Raw genomic sequence first — 20033 nt, 5'->3', positions numbered from 1 at the left:
CCGGTGGCCGTGGTCGGGCGCTGAGCCCGGCCACGGCCACCGCCTCCGAGAGGACCCCGATGGCAACCAGCACCACCGCGCCGGACGCCGACCGACGCGAACCCCGGGCCGGGTCGCCGGCCCGGAGGCCGGCCCGCCGGCCCCGCGGCCCCCGCCGCTCACTCCTGCCCTATCTGCTGCTCGCACCGGCCATCGTGCTGGAACTCGCCATCCACGTCGTCCCGATGGTGGTCGGGGTCTGGATGAGCCTGCTGGAGCTGACCCAGTTCCACATCCGCGACTGGTCCACCGCGCCCTTCATCGGGCTGGAGAACTACCGGGCGACGCTCGACCTGAACAGCGCCGCCGGCAAGGAACTGCTGCACTCGTTCTGGGTCACCCTGGCCTACAGCCTGCTCTCGGTCGGGTTCGCCTGGCTGCTCGGCATCTCCGCGGCGGTCGTCCTGCAACGGCCGTTCCGTGGACGGGCGATCCTGCGGGCGCTGTTCCTCACCCCGTACGCGCTGCCGGTCTACGCCGCCGTGATCACCTGGAGCTTCCTGCTGCAACGCGACACCGGCCTGGTCAACCACGTGCTCGTGGACCAGCTCGGCCTGCTGAACGAACGGCCGTTCTGGCTGATCGGCGACAACAGCTTCTGGTCGCTGCTGGTCGTGTCGGTCTGGCGCAACTGGCCGTTCGCGTTCCTGTGCCTGATGGCCGGGCTGCAGAACGTGCCCGGCGAGCTGTACGAGGCCGCCGCGATCGACGGCGCCGGGTTCTGGCGTCGGCTGCGCTCGGTCACCCTCCCGATGCTGCGACCGGTCAACCTGGTGCTGCTGCTGGTGCTGTTCCTGTGGACGTTCAACGACTTCAACACCCCGTTCGTGTTGTTCGGCGGCTCCGCGCCGGAGCAGGCCGACCTCATCTCCATCCACATCTACCGCAGCTCCTTCAAGACCTGGGACTTCGGCTCCGGGTCGGCGATGTCGGTGGCGCTGCTGCTGTTCCTGCTGGTCGTCTCGGCCGCGTACCTGCTGATCACCAACCGTCGGAGGGACGACCATGCGTGAGACCGCCGGTGAGCGCTGGGGCCGGCGCATCGTGCTGACCCTGCTCACCCTCTTCGTCGTCATCCCGCTCTACGTGATGGTCACGTCGGCGGCGAAGCCGTTGCAGGACGTGCAGAACGGCTTCACCTGGTGGCCGAGCCGGCCCACCCTGCAACCGTTCATCGACATGTGGAGCACCGTGCCGCTGGCCCGGTACCTGGTGAACAGCCTTGTGGTGTCGAGCATCGCGGCGATCTGCTCGGTGGTGGTGGCCATCTTCGCCGCGTTCGCGGTGAGCCGGTACCGGTTCCGCGGTCGCGGTGTCTTCTCGGTGACGGTGCTGTCCACGCAGATGTTCCCCGGCATCCTGTTCCTGCTGCCGCTGTTCCTCATCTACGTCAACCTGGGCAACGCCACAGGCATCGAGCTGTACGCCAGCCGTACCGGCCTGGTCATCACGTACCTGACCTTCTCGCTGCCGTTCTCGATCTGGATGCTGGTCGGTTACTTCGACTCGATCCCCCGGGGTCTGGACGAGGCGGCGCAGGTCGACGGCGCGGGTCCGCTGCGCACCCTGTTCCAGGTCATCCTGCCGGCCGCCGTGCCCGGCGTCGTCGCGGTCACCGTGTACGCGTTCATGACCGCGTGGGGTGAGGTGCTCTTCGCGTCGGTGATGACCGACGAGGGCAGCCGCACCCTGGCCGTCGGCCTGCAGGGCTACTCCACCCAGTTCAACGTCTACTGGAACCAGATCATGGCCGCCTCACTGGTGGTCAGCATCCCGGTGGTCGTCGGGTTCCTGGCCCTGCAGCGGTACTTCGTCGCCGGCCTGACCGCCGGCGCGGTCAAGTGAGTCAGTCAATCCCAGAGGAGAACCGTCCCGTGCCCGACCTGTCCAAGCTGCCACCCGACTTCCTCTGGGGCGTCGCCACCGCGGCGTACCAGATCGAGGGGGCCGTCGACGTCGACGGCCGGGCGTCGTCCATCTGGGACACCTTCTCGGCGACCCCCGGCAACGTCGACAACGGCGACACCGGCGCGGTGGCGTGCGACCACTACCACAGGTGGCCGGAGGACCTGGCTCTGCTGCGCCGACTCGGCGTGGACGCGTACCGCTTCTCGGTGGCCTGGCCCCGGGTCATGCCCGACGGCGTCGGGCGGGTCAACGCAGCCGGTCTGGACTTCTACGATCGGCTCGTCGACACGTTGCTCGCCGACGGGATCCGGCCGTTCGTCACGCTCTACCACTGGGATCTGCCGCAGGTCCTGCAGGACTCCGGCGGTTGGCCGGAGCGCGCCACCGCCGAGGCGTTCGCCGACTACGCGGCGGTGGTCGCCGGCCGCCTCGGTGACCGCGTGGCCGACTGGTGCACTGTCAACGAGCCGCTCTGCGTGTGCTGGATCGGTCACCTGGAGGGCAACATGGCCCCCGGTGAACGTGACCTCACCCGCGCGGTGCACGCCTCGCACCACGTGTTGCTCGGGCACGGCCTGGCCACCCAGGCGATCCGCGCCAACGCCGCCCGGCCGGCCTCGGTGGGCCTGGTGGTCAACCTCAGCCCGATCGAGGCGGCGACCGACCGACCCGAGGACGTCGCGGCCGCCCGCCGCGCCGACGGGCACGTCAACAGGTGGTGGCTGGACCCGATCCACGGGCGCGGCTACCCCGCCGACATGATCGCCACCTACGGGGTCGAGCCGCCGGTACGCGGCGACGACCTGGCGGTGATCGCCACGCCCACGGACTTCCTCGGGGTGAACTACTACTTCCGCCAACTGGTGGTCGACGACCCGACCGGCGCGGCCCCGTACGCCCGGCAGGTGCCGGTGCCCGGTTCGGTGGAGACCGCGATGGGCTGGGAGATGTACCCGGCGGGCCTGGAGCGGCTGCTCGTCGACGTGCACGAGGAGTACCGGCCGAGCCGGATCATCGTCACCGAGAGCGGCTCGGCGTGGCGGGACGAGGTCACCCCGGACGGCACGGTGGAGGACAAGGAGCGCACCGACCACCTGGAGCAGCACCTGGCCGCGTGCGCGTCGGCGGTGGCCCGAGGGGTTCCCCTGGACGGCTACTTCGTGTGGTCGCTGCTGGACAACTTCGAGTGGGCGTACGGCTACGACAAGCGCTTCGGGTTGGTGCACGTCGACTACACCACCCAGCGCCGGACGGTGAAGGCGAGTGGTCTGCGCTACGCCGAGCTGGTCCGCGCCCACCAGCTCGCCCGCACGACCGGCACCACGACGCCGGTGGCCTGAACGGGGGCGGTGCGAGCGGCCGCCCGGGGGTCGACCCCGGGCGGCGGTTCCCGTCCGGATCGGACGAAACCGCCACCGACCGGGTTGCCGAGTGGCTAGCCTGCGGCAATGTCCGCAGCATCCGACGAGGTCGAACAGCCCGATCCCAAGGGGCGAGTGTCCGCCACCGACCGGATGACGGCCTTCAGCGACGGTGTCTTCGCCATCGTCATCACGCTGCTGGTCATCGATCTGCGGGTGCCGGAATACCACGAGGGCGAACTGCTCACCGGTCTGCTCGGTGAGGGCGCCTCCTACCTGGCCTTCGTGGTGTCCTTCGTCTACATCGGGGTGCTCTGGCTCAACCACCACGCGCTGCTGCGGCTGATCCGTGGCACCACGCTCACGCTGAGCTGGATCAACCTCGCCGTGCTCTTCGGCGCGGTGATCATCCCCTTCCCCACAGCGGTGCTGGCGTCGGCGTTCACCCATGGCGACACCGACGACCAACGCGCGGCGGTCGCCCTGTACGCGCTGGCCGCGGCCCTGATGTCAGCCCCCTGGCTGGTGTTCTTCGGTTACCTGCACCGCCATCCGGCGCTGCTCGAACGTCAGGTGAGTCCCGAGTACGTGCGGACGCAGCGGCTGAGACCGGTCACCGGCCTGATCCTGTACGGCCTCAGCGGTCTGCTCGGCTGGTTCGTCAGTCCGCTGCTGGGCCTGATCGGCGTCATCTTCATGATCACCTATCACGCGGTCACCAGCGAGGGGCTGCCCCGCTGGCTCACCCGTCGCTGAGCGGGCCGAGTCGGAGCAGGTCGGCCGGGGTGTCCACGTCGACCGGGGAGCCGACGTCGTCGCAGGGCACCTCGACCACCAGGTCCGGTCGGTCGCGCAGCAGGTCGCGGGCACCCCGGTCGCCGACGGCGTACCCGCTCAACAGCGGCCAGGTCTGCCGACCCAGCAGGATCGGATGCCCGGGGCGGCCGGCGTAGGTGGCGACCGCGACGACCGCGCCGTCGGCGTACGCGGCGCGCACCCGGCGCACCGCGACCGGGCTGAGCAGCGGCTGGTCGACGAGGACCACGACGGCGGCCGGGACCTCGGCCGGCAGCGAGGCCAGGCCGCGCAGCAGCGACGAGCCCAGCCCGTCGGGCCAGCGGTCGTGCCGGACCGGCACCGCGCCCGGCAGGTCGGGCACCTCGTCGGCGCCCGCGCCGAGCACCACGTGCACGGGTGCGCAGCCGCCATCGCGGAGCAACCGGATCGCGCGCCGCACCAGCGGCTCGCCGTTCAGCTCGACAAGCGCCTTCGGCCGGCCGTAACGCCGACCGGCGCCGGCGGCCAGCAGCAGCCCGGCGGTCACCGTCGTCCCCTCCCGTACGAAGGGCTTCGCGTTATTCGCCCCGGAATATACCGACAAAGCTAGTCTGGGCCGGTGCAGGGCGGACCGGAGAACACGACGACGACCGACGAACGGCACTCGTCCCGGGTGACGGTCGAGGTCAACGGCGCGTCCCGCGAGGTGACCCTGGACAACCGCACCACCCTGCTCGACACGCTGCGCGAGCACCTCGACCTGACCGGGGCGAAGAAGGGCTGCGACCACGGCCAGTGCGGCTCCTGCACCGTGCTGCTGGATGGCCGCCGGGTGAAGAGCTGCCTGGTCTTCGCTGTCACCGTGGACGGCCGGTCGGTGGTGACCGTCGAAGGGCTGGCCGGGCCGGACGAACTGTCCCCGCTGCAGGCCGCCTTCATCGCGCACGACGCGTTCCAGTGCGGCTACTGCACCCCCGGGCAGCTCTGCTCCGCCCGCGGCATGCTCGACGAGGTCTCCCGGGGTTGGCCCAGCGCGGTCACCGGCGACCTGAACACGCCCGCCGAACTGACCGACGCGGAGATCCGCGAGCGGATGGCCGGCAACCTGTGCCGCTGCGCCGCGTACCCGCACATCGTCGCGGCCGTGCGCGAGACGGCGGCGTCCTCGTGAGGGAGTTCCGCTACCACCGGCCCGCCGACGTGGCCGAGGCGGTAGCCGTGCTGACGGCCGAACCGCAGGCCGCCTACCTCGGTGGCGGCACCAACCTGGTGGACCTCATGAAACTCGGGGTGCAGCGCCCCGACGTGCTGGTGGACGTGACCCGGCTCCCGCTCGACACCGTCGAGGAGGTGCCCGACGGCGGTCTGCGGATCGGCGCGACCGTCCGCAACAGCGACCTCGCGGCACACCCGGTGGTGCGCCGCGACTACCCGGTGCTGGCCCGCGCCCTGCTCGCCGCCGCCTCCGGACAGCTGCGCAACATGGCGACCACCGGTGGCAACCTGTTGCAGCGCACCCGCTGCGTCTACTTCCAGGACACGAGCAAGGCGTGCAACAAGCGGGAGCCGGGCAGCGGTTGCGCCGCCCTGCACGGCCAGAACCGCGACCTGGCGGTGCTGGGCTGGTCCGAGCAGTGCGTGGCCACCCACCCGTCCGACCTGGCCGTCGCGTTGGCCGCCCTCGACACGGTGGTGGAGGTGCACGAGGCCGACGGCCCCCGCGACATCCCGATCGCCGACCTCTACCGCTCCCCCGGCACCCACCCGGAGCGGGAGACCACACTGGCCCGGGGCACGCTGATCACCGCCGTCCGGCTACCGCCGCTGCCGGCCGCGCGCCGCTCGACGTACCTCAAGGTGCGCGACCGGGCCTCGTTCGCCTTCGCCGCCGGCTCGGTGGCCGCGGTGCTCGACCTCGACGGGGACGTGGTCCGCGACGTGCGGCTGGCGTACGGCGCGGTGGCGCACCGGCCGTGGCGGGCGTACCGGGCCGAGGAGGAGCTGCGCGGCCGTCCGTTCAGCCCGGAGCTGGCGGCACGGGCCGCCGACGCGGAGTTGGCCGAGGCGCGCCCGCTACGGCACAACGGCTTCAAGCTGCCGCTGACCCGGGCCATCACCGTGCGGGCGCTCACCGAACTGGCGTCGTCGTGAGCACCGGGGCCGTCGGACGGGCGTACCCCCGGTTGGAGGGCCCCGCGAAGGTCAACGGCACGGCCCGGTACGCGGTGGAGTACCCGGTGGACGGGGTCACCTACGGCTGGGCGGTCCCGTCGGCGGTGGTGCGGGGCCGGATCACCAGGATCGACACGACGGAGGCGCTGGCGTCGCCCGGCGTGCTGGCCGTGGTGCACCACGGCAACGCGCCCCGGATGGCGCCCGGCCCGCAGCCGGAGCTGCGGCTGTTACAGGAGCCGATGGTGCACTACCGGGGGCAGTACGTCGCCGTGGTGGTGGCCACCAGCCTGGAGACGGCCCGCGAGGGCGCCCGACTGGTCCGCATCGACTACGACACCGGCCCGCACAGCACAGTGCTCACCGACGACCACCCCGGCCTGTACAAACCGGACCAGGTCAACCCCAGCTATCCGACCGACACCGCCGAGGGCGACTTCGACGCCGGGTACGCGGCCGCCCCGGTGCGGGTGGACGTCACCTACCGGACGCCGGCGTACCACAACAACCCGATGGAACCGCACGCCACCACGGCGCAGTGGCACGACGGTCGGCTCCTGGTGCACGACTCCACCCAGGGCGCGACGCCGGTACGCGCCACCCTCGCCGAGCTGTTCGAGTTGCCGCCGGAGTCGATCCGCGTCGTGGCCGAGCACGTCGGCGGAGGCTTCGGCAGCAAGGGGTACGCCAAGGCGTCGGTGGTGCTGGCCGCCCTCGCCGCCCGGCACGTGGACCGCCCGGTCAAGTTGGCGCTGACCCGCCAGCAACTGTTCGGGCCGGTCGGCTACCGCACCCCCACCATCCAGCGGGTCCGCCTCGCCGCCGACACCGACGGCCGGCTCACCGCCATCTGCCACGACGCGATCAGCCAGACCTCGACCGTCCGGGAGTTCGCCGAGCAGACCGCCGTCTACACCCGCAGCATGTACGCCGCGCCGCATCGCCGCACCACGCACCGCCTGGTCCGCCTCGACGTGCCCACGCCGTTCTGGATGCGCGCCCCGGGCGAGTGCCCCGGCGCGTACGCCCTGGAGTCCGCTGTGGACGAGCTGGCCATCGCCGTCGGCATCGACCCTGTGGAGCTGCGCATCCGCAACGACACAGCTGTCGACCCCGATCAGGGACGCCCGTTCACCAGCCGCAACCTGGTGGCCTGCCTGCGCGAGGGCGCACAGCGGTTCGGCTGGGCCGGCCGTGATCCGTCGCCCCGGTCCCGACGCGACGGGCGCTGGCTGATCGGGACGGGGGTGGCCGGTTCGAGCTACCCGGCCCGAGCCCGGCCGTCCACGGCGACGGCCACCGCCCGGCCGGACGGGAGCTTCCTGGTCCGGATCAACGCCACCGACATCGGCACCGGCGCCCGGACGGCGATCTGGCAGGTGGCCGCGGACGCGCTCGGGGTGCCGCCGGAGCGGGTGGAGATCCGGATCGGGGACAGCGAGCTGCCGACGGCGGCGCTGGCCGGCGGCTCGATGGGGACCGCGAGCTGGAGCTGGGCGGTGATACGCGCCGCGCAGGCGCTGCGCGAGAAGCTGCGCGACGGTGGGCCGCCGACCGGCGAGGTGACCGCCGAGGCGGACACCACCGAGGAGGTGGGCGGGCAGCCCACGCTGCCCCGGTACGCGTACGGCGCGCAGTTCGTCGAGGTGCGGGTCGACGCGGACACCGGCGAGGTGCGGTTGAACCGGATGCTCGGGGTGTTCGCGGCGGGTCGGGTGGTGAACCCGACGACGGCGCGCAGTCAGCTCATCGGCGGGATGACGATGGGGCTGTCGATGGCGCTGCACGAGGAGGGCCTGCTCGACGAGCGGTACGGCGACTGGGTCAACCACGACCTGGCCACCTACCACATCACCGGCTGCGCGGACGTGGAGTCCATCGAGGCGTACTGGCTGGACGAACGGGACGACGAGCTGAACCCGGCCGGGGTGAAGGGCATCGGCGAGATCGGCATCGTCGGCGCCGCCGCGGCGGTCGCCAACGCGGTGCACCACGCGACAGGCGTACGGATCCGGGAGCTGCCGATCCGGCTGGACAAGCTCATCGGAGTATCAGACTTGGCTTAAATAAGCCGTCAGTGATACAACTGTCGTCGTGCACGCCTTCGACGTGCTGGGCGATCCGGTCCGGCGCCGCATCCTGGAGCTGCTCGCCGACGGCGAGCAGACCGCCGGTGCGGTCAGCGCGGTCATCCGCGAGGAGTTCGGCATCTCCCAGCCCGCCGTGTCCCAGCATCTCAAGGTGTTGCGCGACAACGGCTTCGCCACCGTGCGGCCGGAGGGCACCCGGCGGCTCTACGCGGTCGACCCACGCCCACTGCGCGAGGTCGACGGCTGGCTGGAGCACTTCCGCCGGTTCTGGGCCCCGCCCCTGGCGGCACTCGCCACCGAGCTGGCCCGGGGCCGACGTGAGCGTCGGCTGCGCGGGCCCGCCGATCCACCCGACGAGAGGAACACCTGATGTTCGACGCCACCGAGCAGATCAACGCCGTCCAGCGGAAGGTCGGCAGCCGCACCCTGGAAGCCGGCGAGGCGCGGGTCACCACGATCAGCCAGACTTACCAGGCGACGGCCGAGGATCTGTGGGACGCCTGCACCAGCGCCGAGCGCATCCCGCGCTGGTTCCTGCCGATCTCCGGTGACCTGCGGCTGGGCGGCACGTACCAGCTCCAGGGCAACGCCCACGGCACCGTCGAGAGCTGCGAGCCGCCGCACCACTTCACCGCCACCTGGGAAATGGGCGGCGAGGTGAGCTGGATCGAGGTGCGGGTCACCCCGGTCGGCGACGAGCGGGCCCGCCTCGACCTGGACCACATCGCGCACGTCGACCAGGACCGGTGGGCCCAGTTCGGGCCGGGCGCGGTAGGCGTCGGCTGGGACCTCGGGCTGCTCGGCCTCGCCTCGCACCTGGCCGGCGACGGCAGCGGGATCACCCCGGAACAGGGCGCCGAGTGGACCGCCTCCGCCGAGGGACGACGGGCCATGGAGCTGAGCAGCCAGCTGTGGTGCGAAGCGAGCATCGCCGCCGGCACCGACGCCGACGAGGCGAAGGCCGCCGCCGAACGCACCACCGCCTTCTACACCGGGGCCCCGGAAGCCTGAGCGGCCTGAACGCGCGGCGCGCGGGCGCCGGACGGGGCTGGCGGCATGGGCGCGCGGGGCGCGGGGGTGGGCGGCGCGGCAGCCTGGACGGGCAGGGATCGGAGTAACGTGCGGCGGCATGACCGGCACGCCGTACTCGCACTGCTCCTACTGTGGCGCCGCCTACCCGGCGGCTGCCGGATGGCCGCGGCTGTGCGCGGTCTGCGGCGAGACCGTCTGGCGCAGCCCGCTGCCGGTGGCGGTCGCGGTGCTGCCGGTCCGCACGGCCGAGGGCCTGGGCGTGGTGGTGGTCCGCCGGGACATCGAGCCGGCCCGCGGCCTGCTCGCGCTACCCGGCGGTTTCATCGAGTACGGCGAGGAGTGGTCCGACGCGCTCGTCCGTGAGCTGCGGGAGGAGACCGGCCTGATTGCGGCGGCCGAGGACGCCCGCCTGATCGGAGTGCAGAGCGCACCGGCGGGCGGAACGATGATGATCTTCGGAGTGCTGCCGGAGCGGGCGGCCGAGGACCTGCCACCGTCGGCGCCGACCGAGGAGGCGACCGAGTGGCTCGTGCTCACCGACCCGGCCGAGTTGGCGTTCTCCACCCACACCCACATCCTGACCGACTTCCTCACCGGCACCCCCTGACGTGTTCGACGCCGCCCGACAGCGTCATGGCGACCAGCAGTGGTGGCTGATCTTCTCCGGCATCGAGGCCGGCAATGGCACCGGCGACCCGGTCGATCTGGCGAGAGCGACGCGGATCGCCGCCGCCTTCACCGAGCCGTACCGGTTCTGGTGGCCCGACGACCTCTGACCGTGGCCGTTGCCGCCATCAAGGGTTACGTCGATCCGCAGTATCAGCGAGCGTCGCCGCGCCGCTAGGCTACGGCCTCGACATCGCATGGCTGGTAAGGGGAGACGGACATGTCGCAGGACCACGCTGAGCAGCCGGTGGAAGGTTCGGCCGCCAAGCTGGACACGACGGTGCCGCACTCGGCACGGGTGTGGAACTACTGGCTCGGCGGTAAGGACAATTTCGCCCCGGATCGCGAGGTCGGCCAACAGGTACGGGCGGTCTTCCCGGAAATCGTCGAGGCGGCCCGGTATTCGCGCGCGTTCCTCGGACGAGCCGTAACTTACCTCGCCGCGGAGGCGGGGATCCGTCAGTTCCTCGACGTCGGTACCGGCCTGCCCACGGCCGACAACACCCACCAGGTCGCCCAACGGATCACGCCGCAGGCGCGCGTCGTCTACGTCGACAACGACCCGATGGTTCTCGCGCACGCCCGGGTGCTGCTGACCAGCAGCCAGGAGGGCGCCACCCAGTACGTCGACGTCGACCTGCGCGACCCGGAGAAGATCGTCCAGGCCGCTCGGGACACACTGGACTTCGGTGCGCCGATCGCGCTGATGCTGCTGGGCGTCATGGGTCACGTCGAGAAGCCGGCCGAGGCGCGGGCCATCGTCGACGCTCTGGTCTCGTCCCTACCGCCGGGCAGCTTCCTGGCGATGTCCGACGGTACGGCTACCAGCGAGCGGGTCATCGAGTCGCATCGGCAGTACAACGAAAGCGGTGCCCTGCCGTACCACCTGCGTGCGGTCGCGGACTTCACGGCGTTCTTCGACGGCCTCGACCTGGTCGAGCCGGGTGTCGTGCCGCTGGGGTACTGGCGTACCGACAGCAGCCCCCCGGCCCCGGTCGATGGCTACTGCGGCGTCGCCCGCGTGCTCTGACGCCCTGACATAAACTCCGCCGATGCGTGAGGTGTCGGGGGACTCCGAAATCCACATCACCGTCCGAGATCACGAGGCGGACGCGCTGTATCGAGGGCACCGTGGAGCAGTGGACACAGCGGCTGGCGATGGCCCTCGACCGCGCCTGGACCTAGCCGCCGCGTCGGTCCGCGGCAGTCTCCGTGGCTCGGCTCAGCGCAATCTGGTCAGCGGGTATCGGCGGGGCGGCGTTCGTCGGCGCCGGTCAGGTAGCCGCTGGCCTGGAGGTTGAACAGCTCCCGGTAGAGGCCACCGGCCGCCATCAGCTCGTCGTGACTGCCCTGCTGGACGAGGCGGCCCCGCTCCAGCACGAGGATCCGGTCAGCGTGCCGGACGTTGGCCAGCCGATGCGTGATCAGGACGACCGCCCGGTCGGGGCGACGACGCAGGTGCTGGAACAGGGCGTGTTCGGCACGCGCGTCCAGGGCCGCCGAGGGTTCGTCACAGATCAGCAGGGCGGCGTCCCGATAGAGGCCGCGCGCTGCGACCAGCCGCTGCCACTGCCCGCCGGACAGCTCGTGGCCATCCTTGAACTCCCGGTCGAGCAGCGTGTCGTAGCCGTGCGGCAGGCCAACGATCATGTCGTGCGCGGCGGCCGCGGCGGCCGCCTCCTGAACACTCGGGCCGGACCGGTCCGGCGGGCGGTCGTGCCGTCCGACGCGGATGTTCTGCCCGGCGGTGAACGGGAACTTCCACCACTCCTGGGTCATCACGGCCACCTGGGCGCCCAGGGCGTGTGGGTCCAACTCGGCGGCGTCCACCCCGTCCCAGCGGATCACCCCGCCGGTCGGCTGATAGAGCCCCGCGATCAGCTTGGCCAGTGTGGTCTTGCCGGAGCCGTTCTCGCCGACCAATGCGATCACCTCACCCCGGCGGATGGTCAGGCTGACCCCGTCCACCGCCGGGGCATCGGTGTCCGGATAGCTGAGGCTCACGTCGTCCACCTCGATCACGCCGACACCGTCGGCCACCCGGTCGCCCCCGATCGGCACCCGGGCGTGTGCACGGGCCAGGAAGTCCCGGTAGTCCTGGTAGTAGAGGGCGTCCTCGTACAGCGAGTTGGTGGCGACGACCGCCACTCCCAGGCTGGTGCGCGCGGACTGCAGCGCGAGCAGAGCGGTCGCCGCGGCGGCGAGGGCGACCATCCCGCTCAGCAGCAGGCCGCCGAGGACCGCGTACACACCGAAGGTGGCCAGCCCCGCCACCGTGGCGCCGATGACCCGGGTGCCGGTCTGCGAGCGGACCAGCCGCAGTTGGGCACGGGTCTCGACAGCCATCACCCCGCGATACTCGGCGAGCAGGAACTCGCGCATCTGGTACGCGCGCACCTCGGCGGCGGTGTGCCGGTTGGCCATCAGGTGGGCCAGCATCCACATTCGGCGTCGCCGGGTGATCCGGGCCAGCATCGCCAGGTATTCCCGGCGGGCCATCCGCACGGCCGTGATCGCCTGGGGAATCGCGGCGAGGAGCAGGCAGGGCAGCAGCAGCGGTTGGATGACCGTCACCGCGACGGCGGTGGCGAGCATGCCGACCACGCCGGTGACCAGGTTGACGGTGTGGTCGACGATCCACGCCGCCTCGCCCATCCCCCGGTCGCGCGCGCGGTCCATCTCCTCGGCGAAGCCGGCGTCGTCGAACGCGGCCAGGTCCACAGCCGTGGTGGCCTCGAACAGACGCAGCTCCACCTGGTAGTTGATCTGCGGGGTCAGCCGGGCCTGGGCCCAGCCGGCCGCGATGGTCAGGCCACCCCGCGCCGACACCGCCGCCGCCGCCACGATCAGGGCCGGCAGGGCCGAACGGACCCGGTCCGGGGTGGGACCGGCGGCGAACAACTCGCGGAGCACGCTGGTCGTGGCGAGCAGGCCGAAGGTGGTCATCACCCCGGCGGCGATGTTGAGGCCGATGGAGGCGATCGTGTCCCGGCGGTTGGTGGACCAGGCCAGGCCGACCGCTTCCCGGACCAGCTGGGGCAGTCGGCGGGCCACCGCCCAGAAGCTGGTGTGCGCGAACTCCTGCGCGTGGTGCAGCCAGTCGCGATCCTCCAACTCCGGCAGCATCGCGCCGGGTGGATCGTCCGGCTGGTCGTCCTCGACGGGGGTGCGCTGGCGGGCCATCGACTCCACGGAACCCTCCTCGGGGGGCGGGATCACGAACGCCGCCCGAGACTACTGCCCGCAACCACCTGATGTCTCTAGGTAGCCGGCGCGTCGCGTGGCGCGTCCGGTGCACCCTCCGTGATCGGCAGCAGGACCCGGAACGTGGTCCGGCCCGGCTCGGTCTCCACCCGGATGTCGCCGTGGTGTTTGTGCACCACGATCCGGTACGAGATGTCCAACCCCAGGCCGGTGCCCGAGCCGACCGGCTTCGTGGTGAAGAACGGCTCGAAGATGCGTGGACGCACCTCCGGCGGGATGCCCGGACCCGTGTCGGTGATCTCCACCGTCATTTGGTCGCCGACCCGTCCGGTGCGGACGGTCAGCACGCCCTTCTCCCCCATCGCGCCCAACGCGTTGTCGATCAGGTTGGTCCACACCTGGTTCAGCTCGGCCGCGTACGCCGGCACCGGTGGGAGGCTCCGGTCGTACTCGCGGACCAGCTTGACCTCGGCGGGGATCTTGCCCTTGAACATCACAAGCGTGGCGTCGAGCAGGTCGTGCACGTCCACCACCCGGTGCGGCGCGCGGTCCAGCTGCGAGTACTGCTTGGCGGCGTCCACGAGCCCGGAGATCCGGGTGACCGCGTCGCCGATCTCGCGCATCAGCAGCTCGGTGTCGACCGTGTAGGTGAGCCAGCGCACCGCCGCCTCCAGGTCCGCGGCGCCGACCGCGGCCTTCACCTGCGCCAACCAGGCCGCGTCGAGACCACCGCCGACCAGGATCGGCGCCAGGTCCCAGGCACCGTTGACCCCGTGCTCCTCCAGCCAGTCGGTGAGGGTGTCCTCGGCGTCGGCGGTTTCCATCGGGGTCAACTTCGGCGCGGTGGCCACCCGGGCGACCGCCTCCTCCTGCAACGCGACCAGGCCGTGCAGGGCGCTGCCGTCGAGCCGCCCATCGGCGATCATGGCGAGCTTGTGCCGCATTCCGGCGACCCGGTCCCGCAGCACCGAGGTGGCCCGCACCGCCGCCGCGGCCGGGTTGTTCAGCTCGTGGGTCAGCCCCGCCGACAGCGAACCGAGCGCCAACAGCCGCTCCCGTTCACCGACGATGGCCTGGCTGTTCCGCAGGCCGAGGAACAGCCCCTCCAACAGGTGCATGGGCATCGGGAACCAGGACCGCAGGGCGTACGCGAAGTCCTCCGCCGGCAGCACGAAGAAGTCCGAGTCGACCACCGCCCGCATGCTGTTGCGGTAGATCTGGTCGACCTGGTCACCCAGGTAGGCCTGGACCGCCCCGCCGTACACGCCGCGCTGGTCGGTGCGGCTGACCTCGATCTCGTCTCCGCGCACCTGGCGGCTCAGCGCCACCGCACCGCGCACCAGCACGAAGAAACAGGTCCCGGGCTCCCCCTCGCCGTACACCAGGGTGCCCCCGGCACGCTGCTCGACCCGGCCGCGCTCGGCCAGCCACTCGAGTTGCCCCTCGTCGAGGGACTCGAACAGGAACAGGGTGCGCAACTGCGCCGGTGTCAGCCGGCCACTATCCGTGCTCATTGAGCCTCCAGGTATCGGTGCACCAGCGACACCGCCATCGCACCCTCGCCGACGGCCGAAGCGACCCGCTTGACCGACTCGGCCCGCACGTCCCCGGCGGCGAACACACCCGGCACGCTGGTCTCCAGGTGGTACGGGTCGCGCGACAGCGACCAGCCGGCCGGCCGCCGTCCCCCGGCGAGCAGATCCGGGCCGGTCACGATGAAACCGCGCCCGTCGCGGACCAGCACCCCGTCCAGCCAGTCGGTACGGGGCTCCGCGCCGATGAAGATGAACAGCCAGGAGGTGTCGACCGAGCGCGCCTCCCCGGTGCGGGTGTCGCAGAGGGTGAGCCGTTCCAGGTGACCGTCCCCGGCCCCGCCGACCACTGCGGTGTGCGGGTGCACGGTGATCCGGTCGATCCGTTCCAGCTGGTCGATCAGGTAACGCGACATCGACGCGGTCAGGTCCGCACCACGGATGAGCAGGTGCACCCTCGACGCGTACCGGGAGAAGTGGACCGCCGCCTGGCCGGCGGAGTTGGCCCCGCCGACGATGTAGACGTCCTGCTCGACGCAGCTCGGCGCCTCCGTGGCGGCGGCCCCGTAGAACACCCCCCGCCCGGTGAAGTCGGCCAGCCCCGGGGCGTCGAGCACCCGGTACGACACGCCGGTGGCCAGCACCACCGTGTGCGCGGCGATCTCGGTGCCGTCGCCGAAGCGCAGCAGCCGGGCGCCGCCGGCCTCGCTGAGACCGACCACCTCCCGGGCGCTGAGCAGCTCCGCGCCGAACTTGACCGCCTGCCGCCGGGCCCGATCGGTCAACTGCGCGCCGGACACGCCATCCGGGAAGCCCAGGTAGTTCTCGATCCGGCTGCTCTGCCCGGCCTGACCGCCGGTCGCCCGCCGCTCCACGAGCACGGTGCGCAGCCCCTCCGACGCGCCGTACACGGCGGAGCCGAGGCCGGCGGGGCCGCCGCCGATCACCACCAGGTCGTAGAAGTCACACGCCGGCACCACTGTCAACCCGGCCAGCGCGGCCAACTCGGCCTCGCTCGGGGCGATCAACGCCTTGCCCTCGGGCGTCACCACCAGCGGCACGTCCGCCTCGGTGGCCCCAGCCGCGTCGAGCAGCCGGACGCCCTCCGGGTCATCGGACAACAGCCATCGGTACGGCACCAGGTTGCGGGCCAGGAAGTCACGGACCTTGAACGACGGCGCCGACCAGCGGTGCCCGACGACCCGGATCTCGGCGCTGGCCGCGTCCGGGGTGACCGCCCACGCCTCCAGCAGCCCGTCGACCACCGGGTACAGCTTCTCCTCCGGCGGGTGCCAGGGCTTGAGCAGGTAGTGGTCCAGGTCGACCACGTTGATGGCCTCGATCGCGGCGTCGGTGTCCGCGTACGCGGTGAGCAGCACCCGGCGGGCGGCCGGGAAGACGTCCATGGCCGCTTCGAGGAACTCGACGCCTGTCATCTCCGGCATCCGATGGTCGGCCAGCAGCAACGCCACCTGTTCGCCGCGCAGTTTGACCTCTCGCAACGCGTCCAGCGCCTCCGGCCCGGAGGAGGCCCGCAGCACCCGGTAGCGGTCGCCGTAGCGGCGCCGGATGTCCCGGGCGACCGCCCGGGACACCACGGGGTCGTCGTCGACGGTCAGGATCACCGGGTTCGCCATGGCGCCATGAAATCACCTGTCGAGGGTCGACCGCACCATCGCCAGGGCCCGGCCCACGGTTGACCGCCTCGCAGACGGGTAAGCCGGGGAGCCGCGCGGGTGGCCGGACATCGACGACCCGCCCGGTTGCCGCGCACACCTCGGGGGGCCCATGGCGGACGCGACACCGACCGGAACGACGCCGTCGGGCGGGATCGTGGAGCTGCGGGTGCACGGTGTCTCCGGCGCGGGCGCGGACCAGGTGTTGGACCGGCCGTACGTGCACCAGGTCGCCGGGGACCGCAGCGGAGGATTCTACCGACCGCGCCCCGGCTATCCGGACTCCACCGGGACGGACGGGGTGACGCTGGAGGCGTACCGCTGGAGTGACCTGCCGTCCGGCACGGCCGTGCGAACGGTGTCGCTGGTCTTCCTGCTGCCGTTCATGCTCTGCAACGTGGCGCTCTGGATGCGCCCGGCGCACACCGTCTCGAAGCGCGGCTTCATGGCGCTGTGCCGGGTGCTCGCCCTCACCCTCACCGTGCTCTACGTGCTCTCCATCGTCGGCGTGGCGCTGGACCTGATCGCATGGCGCTGCATGGACACCCCGTCGTGCCTGGCCGGCCGGAGCTGGCTGTCCTGGCTCGGCGGGCACCCGACCGGGCTGCGCCTGGGTGTGCTGGCGCTCGTGCCGGTCGCCGCCATCGGGCTCCTCTGGTGGCTGGGTGCTCGCCCGGCCTATTCGTTCGACGCGTTCCGGACGCCGGCGACGTCGACGTCGAAACACCAGCTGAGCGCCGTCGGCCAGTGGGACGGCGAGCCGCTGGTGGGTCGGCTGCGCTCGGTCCACGTCGCGGCGGCCTTCGGCACGCTGAGCGCCAGCCTGCTGGCCGCGCGGGCCAGCCAGCACCGCTCCTGGGTGATGGTGATCCTGCTGACCGCCACCGCGGCGGTGCTACTGGCCTGCCTGGTCCTGGTCACCGTGGTGCCCAGCATCGACCGCACCGACCCGTCACCCCGGGTGGACGGCGTGTTCCGCGGGCTGCGCACCATCGCCTGCGGCGTGACGATGTTGGTGATCGTGCACGTCGTCATCAGCCCGGCGCCGTGGCCGCAGGGCGGTGCGCTGCCCGGTTACAGCGCGATAGTGGCCTGGCTGTTCGTCAGCCAGACCGTGCTGGTGGCCGTCCTCGCCGTGCTGGTGATCTGGCGGCGGGGCGGCGGGCAGCGCAGGTCACCCATACGCGCGTTGGGAGCGCCGGTCTTCGTGACGATCTCGGCCGGGCTAGCCGTGGCGTTCTCGGCCGAGCTGGTCTACCGGGTGGCGGACCTGCTCGATCGCGAGGGGACGACAGCGGACGGCCTGGAGACCAGCCCTCCCCTGGCGTACAAGTGGGCGATCTTCGGGTTTTTCCTGGCCGTGGTGATCGCACTGCTGGTGGCCGGCCTGGTCACCAGGCTGACCCGGCGCGGGCGGCGGCGGGCCGCGCGGGCGATCGTGGCCGCCGACTTCCCGGATGCGCCGCCGCGGGCGGCGGCCCGGCTGCGGCGGGTCGAGCACGCGGTGGCCCGGGCCCGCTTCACCGAACGGTTGGAACCGCTCTCCGTGGTGTACGCCGCCCTGGCGGCGCTCGGCCTGGCCACCAGCGTGCTCGGCCTGCTCCAGCTCCTACCCGGCGACGTGGCGCAGCGCTACGTCGGAGTGCCGGAAGGCATGGTCAACTTCCTGATCGGGTCGGGTAGCTACGTGATCGCCGCGATCCTGCTCGGCCTGGTGGTCGGCGGCATCTTCGCCTACCGGACAGCGCAGTTCCGCCGGTACGTGGGTGTGCTCTGGGATCTGGGCACCTTCTGGCCCCGGGCCGCGCACCCGTTCGCGCCGCCCTGCTACGCCGAGCGGGCCGTGCCGGAGCTGGCCAAACGGATCACCTACCTGGTGGAGCAGGGGCACTGTGTGCTGCTGGCCGGACACAGCCACGGCTCGGTGCTGCTCGCCGCCACGGTTCTGCAACTACCCACCCGGATCACCGACCGGGTCGCCCTGCTGACCTACGGGTCGCCGCTGGGCCGGCTGTACTCCCGGCTGTTCCCGGCATACGCCGACGAGCCGGCGCTGCGGGAGATCGGCGAACGGGTCGGCTGGCGCTGGATCAACCTGTGGCGCGACACCGACCCGATCGGCGGCTGGATCTTCGCCGCCCACCGCCCCGGGGAGGCCGAGACGCTGACCGGGCCGGCGGCGACGGTGGACCGGCGGTTGACCGACCCGCAGGACGTGGTGCCAGCCCCCAGCGACAGCGTTCCCCCACCGATCCTCGGACACTGGCCGTGTGAGTCGCAGGAGGCGTTCGCGGACGCGGTACGGGATCTGACCGCGCGACTACGCCCCGCGCGCCCGGCACGCGACTGAGCCGGCCGGCACGCCTGCCCCGGCGGCCGGATATCGTCGCCTGGTGACCCCGTCCAAGCCGCCCGCACGCCGATTGATCGCCTCGAACAAGAAGGCCCGGCACGAGTACACAGTGCTGCGCACGTACGAGGCGGGCATCGTGCTGGTCGGCACCGAGGTGAAGTCACTGCGCGAGGGGCGGGCCTCGCTGGTGGACGCGTTCGCACACGAGCGCGACGGCGAGATCGTGCTGTACGGCCTGCACATCGCCGAGTACACCTACGGCACCTGGACCAACCACGCCCCGCGCCGCAACCGCAAACTGCTGCTGCACCGGGCCGAGATCGACCGGATCCTGGACAAGGTCCGCGAGGGCGGCGTGACCCTCGTCCCGCTGTCGATGTACTTCGAGAACGGCTACGCCAAGGTCGAGTTGGCCCTCGCCAAGGGCAAACGCTCCTACGACAAGCGGCAGACGCTGGCCGAGCGCGACGCCAACCGGGAGATCGCCCGCGAGCTGGGCCGGCACCTCAAGGGCCACCCCCGCAGGCCCTGACGCGCCCGTTCGCTCAGGACACTCGTCCGCACGCGCTCTTGTGCGGGCGCTCTTGCGGGCGCTGTGTGCGGGCGCTGTGTGCGGGCGCTGTGTGCGGGCGCTGTGTGCGGGCGCTGTGTGCGGGCGCTGTGTGCGGGCGCCTTCGCGCGGCTGTGCGTGGGTCGCGGCGTGGCGCGCCGGGACATCGTTGACGTCGTCCGAGAGACGTGGTCTGCTCAGTCGAGGCCGTTGTTGAAAACGGTAATCATTAGCTGATGCGGAGGAGAACCATGTCACTCACCGTCCCGCCCACCCTGCTCGACGCCGCCGAACGGGGCCCCGTCGACGACGAGGCGTTCATCGCGTGCGTCCGCGACTCGCTGCCGTACGCCTGGGCCACCGTCAGCCGGGTCGTCGCCGAACTGGAAGCCGGCGACGCCGAACTGGCCGACAACGTCGTCCCGCCGCCCACCGACGACGACCGGGGTCAACTGCTCCGCGCGCTGGCCAGCGACGCGATCCGCGCCGGCTTGGAGCGGCACTTCGGCGTGCGCCTGGCCTTCCAGAACTGCCACCGCGTCGCCGCGTTCCGCCCGTCGGCCGTCGACAGCGAGCGCTACCGCCGGTTCGTGTCAACCCGTGGCCAACTGCTCAACCAGTCCCCCGAACTCCGCAACTGCTGACCCTCACGGCGGGCGGGCTCCAACGAGCC

At 71.8% G+C, this 20033-nt stretch carries 19 protein-coding genes; 15 read left to right on the top strand and 4 right to left on the bottom strand.

All coding sequences use genetic code 11. From position 1 onward, the window contains the following. Positions 1 to 59: 59 nt before the first annotated feature. The 4 genes from KBX71_RS31675 to KBX71_RS31660 all read left to right on the top strand — a co-directional run bounded on the left by KBX71_RS31675 (position 60) and on the right by KBX71_RS31660 (position 4064). Positions 60 to 1052, top strand: a complete 993-nt coding sequence (locus KBX71_RS31675) for a carbohydrate ABC transporter permease (protein WP_124822603.1) — start codon at positions 60 to 62, stop codon at positions 1050 to 1052. Further along, positions 1045 to 1884 carry a carbohydrate ABC transporter permease gene (locus KBX71_RS31670; RefSeq protein ID WP_124822604.1) on the top strand — a complete coding sequence of 280 codons (840 nt, stop codon included), beginning with the start codon at positions 1045 to 1047 and terminating at the stop codon, positions 1882 to 1884. The genes KBX71_RS31675 and KBX71_RS31670 overlap by 8 nt, the downstream gene beginning before the upstream one ends. Before the next feature lie 29 nt (positions 1885 to 1913). Beyond that, complete coding sequence (locus KBX71_RS31665) at positions 1914 to 3287, top strand: GH1 family beta-glucosidase (protein WP_210821398.1); 1374 nt, start codon at positions 1914 to 1916, stop codon at positions 3285 to 3287. A 108-nt stretch (positions 3288 to 3395) separates the two neighbouring features. Then, complete coding sequence (locus tag KBX71_RS31660; RefSeq protein WP_210821397.1) at positions 3396 to 4064, top strand: TMEM175 family protein; 669 nt, start codon at positions 3396 to 3398, stop codon at positions 4062 to 4064. Here KBX71_RS31660 and KBX71_RS31655 read toward each other — a convergent pair. Next, positions 4051 to 4632: an NTP transferase domain-containing protein gene (locus KBX71_RS31655; protein WP_210821396.1), complete on the bottom strand. Its 582-nt coding sequence runs from the start codon at positions 4630 to 4632 to the stop codon at positions 4051 to 4053. The genes KBX71_RS31660 and KBX71_RS31655 overlap by 14 nt on opposite strands. Positions 4633 to 4758: 126 nt before the next feature. Between KBX71_RS31655 and KBX71_RS31650 the strand changes: the two genes are divergently transcribed. The 8 genes from KBX71_RS31650 (at position 4759) to KBX71_RS31615 (ending at position 11075) form a co-directional block, all read left to right on the top strand. Beyond that, entirely contained in the window at positions 4759 to 5256 is a 498-nt protein-coding gene (locus KBX71_RS31650; RefSeq protein ID WP_210821420.1) for a 2Fe-2S iron-sulfur cluster-binding protein, read from the top strand. Further along, on the top strand, positions 5253 to 6236 hold the full coding sequence (locus tag KBX71_RS31645; RefSeq protein WP_210821395.1) for a xanthine dehydrogenase family protein subunit M: 984 nt from the start codon (positions 5253 to 5255) through the stop codon (positions 6234 to 6236). The genes KBX71_RS31650 and KBX71_RS31645 overlap by 4 nt, the downstream gene beginning before the upstream one ends. Further along, positions 6233 to 8323: a xanthine dehydrogenase family protein molybdopterin-binding subunit gene (locus tag KBX71_RS31640; RefSeq protein WP_210821394.1), complete on the top strand. Its 2091-nt coding sequence runs from the start codon at positions 6233 to 6235 to the stop codon at positions 8321 to 8323. Before KBX71_RS31645 ends, KBX71_RS31640 begins: the two co-directional genes overlap by 4 nt. 28 nt (positions 8324 to 8351) lie before the next feature. Further along, positions 8352 to 8717 (top strand): helix-turn-helix transcriptional regulator, encoded by a 366-nt coding sequence (locus KBX71_RS31635; RefSeq protein WP_124822611.1) that lies wholly within the window; start codon positions 8352 to 8354, stop codon positions 8715 to 8717. Continuing rightward, positions 8717 to 9358: an SRPBCC family protein gene (locus tag KBX71_RS31630; RefSeq protein ID WP_210821393.1), complete on the top strand. Its 642-nt coding sequence runs from the start codon at positions 8717 to 8719 to the stop codon at positions 9356 to 9358. Before KBX71_RS31635 ends, KBX71_RS31630 begins: the two co-directional genes overlap by 1 nt. A gap of 118 nt (positions 9359 to 9476) precedes the next feature. Next, positions 9477 to 9986 carry an NUDIX domain-containing protein gene (locus KBX71_RS31625; protein WP_210821392.1) on the top strand — a complete coding sequence of 170 codons (510 nt, stop codon included), beginning with the start codon at positions 9477 to 9479 and terminating at the stop codon, positions 9984 to 9986. Between the two features lies 1 nt (position 9987). Next, positions 9988 to 10155 (top strand): hypothetical protein, encoded by a 168-nt coding sequence (locus KBX71_RS31620; protein WP_210821391.1) that lies wholly within the window; start codon positions 9988 to 9990, stop codon positions 10153 to 10155. A gap of 110 nt (positions 10156 to 10265) precedes the next feature. Further along, positions 10266 to 11075, top strand: coding sequence for an SAM-dependent methyltransferase (locus KBX71_RS31615; RefSeq protein WP_210821390.1), 810 nt, complete (start codon positions 10266 to 10268; stop codon positions 11073 to 11075). A gap of 206 nt (positions 11076 to 11281) precedes the next feature. Here the strand turns inward: KBX71_RS31615 and KBX71_RS31610 are convergent, their stop codons facing one another. The 3 genes from KBX71_RS31610 to KBX71_RS31600 form a co-directional block, all read right to left on the bottom strand. After that, on the bottom strand, positions 11282 to 13228 hold the full coding sequence (locus KBX71_RS31610; protein WP_210821419.1) for an ABC transporter ATP-binding protein: 1947 nt from the start codon (positions 13226 to 13228) through the stop codon (positions 11282 to 11284). Between the two features lie 77 nt (positions 13229 to 13305). Beyond that, positions 13306 to 14763 carry an ATP-binding protein gene (locus KBX71_RS31605; protein WP_210821389.1) on the bottom strand — a complete coding sequence of 486 codons (1458 nt, stop codon included), beginning with the start codon at positions 14761 to 14763 and terminating at the stop codon, positions 13306 to 13308. After that, the gene (locus tag KBX71_RS31600) at positions 14760 to 16418 is read right to left on the bottom strand and encodes an FAD-dependent oxidoreductase (protein WP_210821388.1); all 1659 of its coding nucleotides are present in this window, start codon (positions 16416 to 16418) and stop codon (positions 14760 to 14762) included. The genes KBX71_RS31605 and KBX71_RS31600 overlap by 4 nt, the downstream gene beginning before the upstream one ends. 151 nt (positions 16419 to 16569) lie before the next feature. On the opposite strand from KBX71_RS31600, the gene KBX71_RS31595 reads away from it, so the two are divergent. The 3 genes from KBX71_RS31595 to KBX71_RS31585 all read left to right on the top strand — a co-directional run bounded on the left by KBX71_RS31595 (position 16570) and on the right by KBX71_RS31585 (position 20004). Continuing rightward, a complete protein-coding gene (locus KBX71_RS31595; protein ID WP_210821387.1) occupies positions 16570 to 18807 on the top strand; it encodes a hypothetical protein in 2238 nt (745 codons plus the stop codon). 43 nt (positions 18808 to 18850) lie between these two features. Continuing rightward, positions 18851 to 19342: an SsrA-binding protein SmpB gene (smpB, locus tag KBX71_RS31590; protein WP_124822617.1), complete on the top strand. Its 492-nt coding sequence runs from the start codon at positions 18851 to 18853 to the stop codon at positions 19340 to 19342. Positions 19343 to 19611: 269 nt separating this feature from the next. Beyond that, positions 19612 to 20004 (top strand): SCO5389 family protein, encoded by a 393-nt coding sequence (locus KBX71_RS31585; RefSeq protein WP_210821386.1) that lies wholly within the window; start codon positions 19612 to 19614, stop codon positions 20002 to 20004. The last annotated feature ends 29 nt before the right edge of the window (positions 20005 to 20033 follow it).

It is taken from the genome of Micromonospora sp. D93 (assembly GCF_018070365.1).
GTDB lineage: Bacteria > Actinomycetota > Actinomycetes > Mycobacteriales > Micromonosporaceae > Micromonospora > Micromonospora ureilytica.
This window is presented reverse-complemented; position numbering and strand designations above follow the sequence as displayed.

Bases quoted from the DNA above. Each gene is read 5' to 3' on its own strand.
- KBX71_RS31675 (WP_124822603.1), top strand. From the start codon at position 60: ATGGCAACCAGCACCACCGCGCCGGACGCCGACCGACGCGAACCCCGG.
- KBX71_RS31670 (WP_124822604.1), top strand. From the start codon at position 1,045: ATGCGTGAGACCGCCGGTGAGCGCTGGGGCCGGCGCATCGTGCTGACC.
- KBX71_RS31660 (WP_210821397.1), top strand. From the start codon at position 3,396: ATGTCCGCAGCATCCGACGAGGTCGAACAGCCCGATCCCAAGGGGCGA.
- KBX71_RS31630 (WP_210821393.1), top strand. From the start codon at position 8,717: ATGTTCGACGCCACCGAGCAGATCAACGCCGTCCAGCGGAAGGTCGGC.
- KBX71_RS31625 (WP_210821392.1), top strand. From the start codon at position 9,477: ATGACCGGCACGCCGTACTCGCACTGCTCCTACTGTGGCGCCGCCTAC.
- KBX71_RS31615 (WP_210821390.1), top strand. From the start codon at position 10,266: ATGTCGCAGGACCACGCTGAGCAGCCGGTGGAAGGTTCGGCCGCCAAG.
- KBX71_RS31610 (WP_210821419.1), bottom strand. From the start codon at position 13,228: ATGGCCCGCCAGCGCACCCCCGTCGAGGACGACCAGCCGGACGATCCA.
- KBX71_RS31605 (WP_210821389.1), bottom strand. From the start codon at position 14,763: ATGAGCACGGATAGTGGCCGGCTGACACCGGCGCAGTTGCGCACCCTG.
- KBX71_RS31600 (WP_210821388.1), bottom strand. From the start codon at position 16,418: ATGGCGAACCCGGTGATCCTGACCGTCGACGACGACCCCGTGGTGTCC.
- KBX71_RS31595 (WP_210821387.1), top strand. From the start codon at position 16,570: ATGGCGGACGCGACACCGACCGGAACGACGCCGTCGGGCGGGATCGTG.
- KBX71_RS31585 (WP_210821386.1), top strand. From the start codon at position 19,612: ATGTCACTCACCGTCCCGCCCACCCTGCTCGACGCCGCCGAACGGGGC.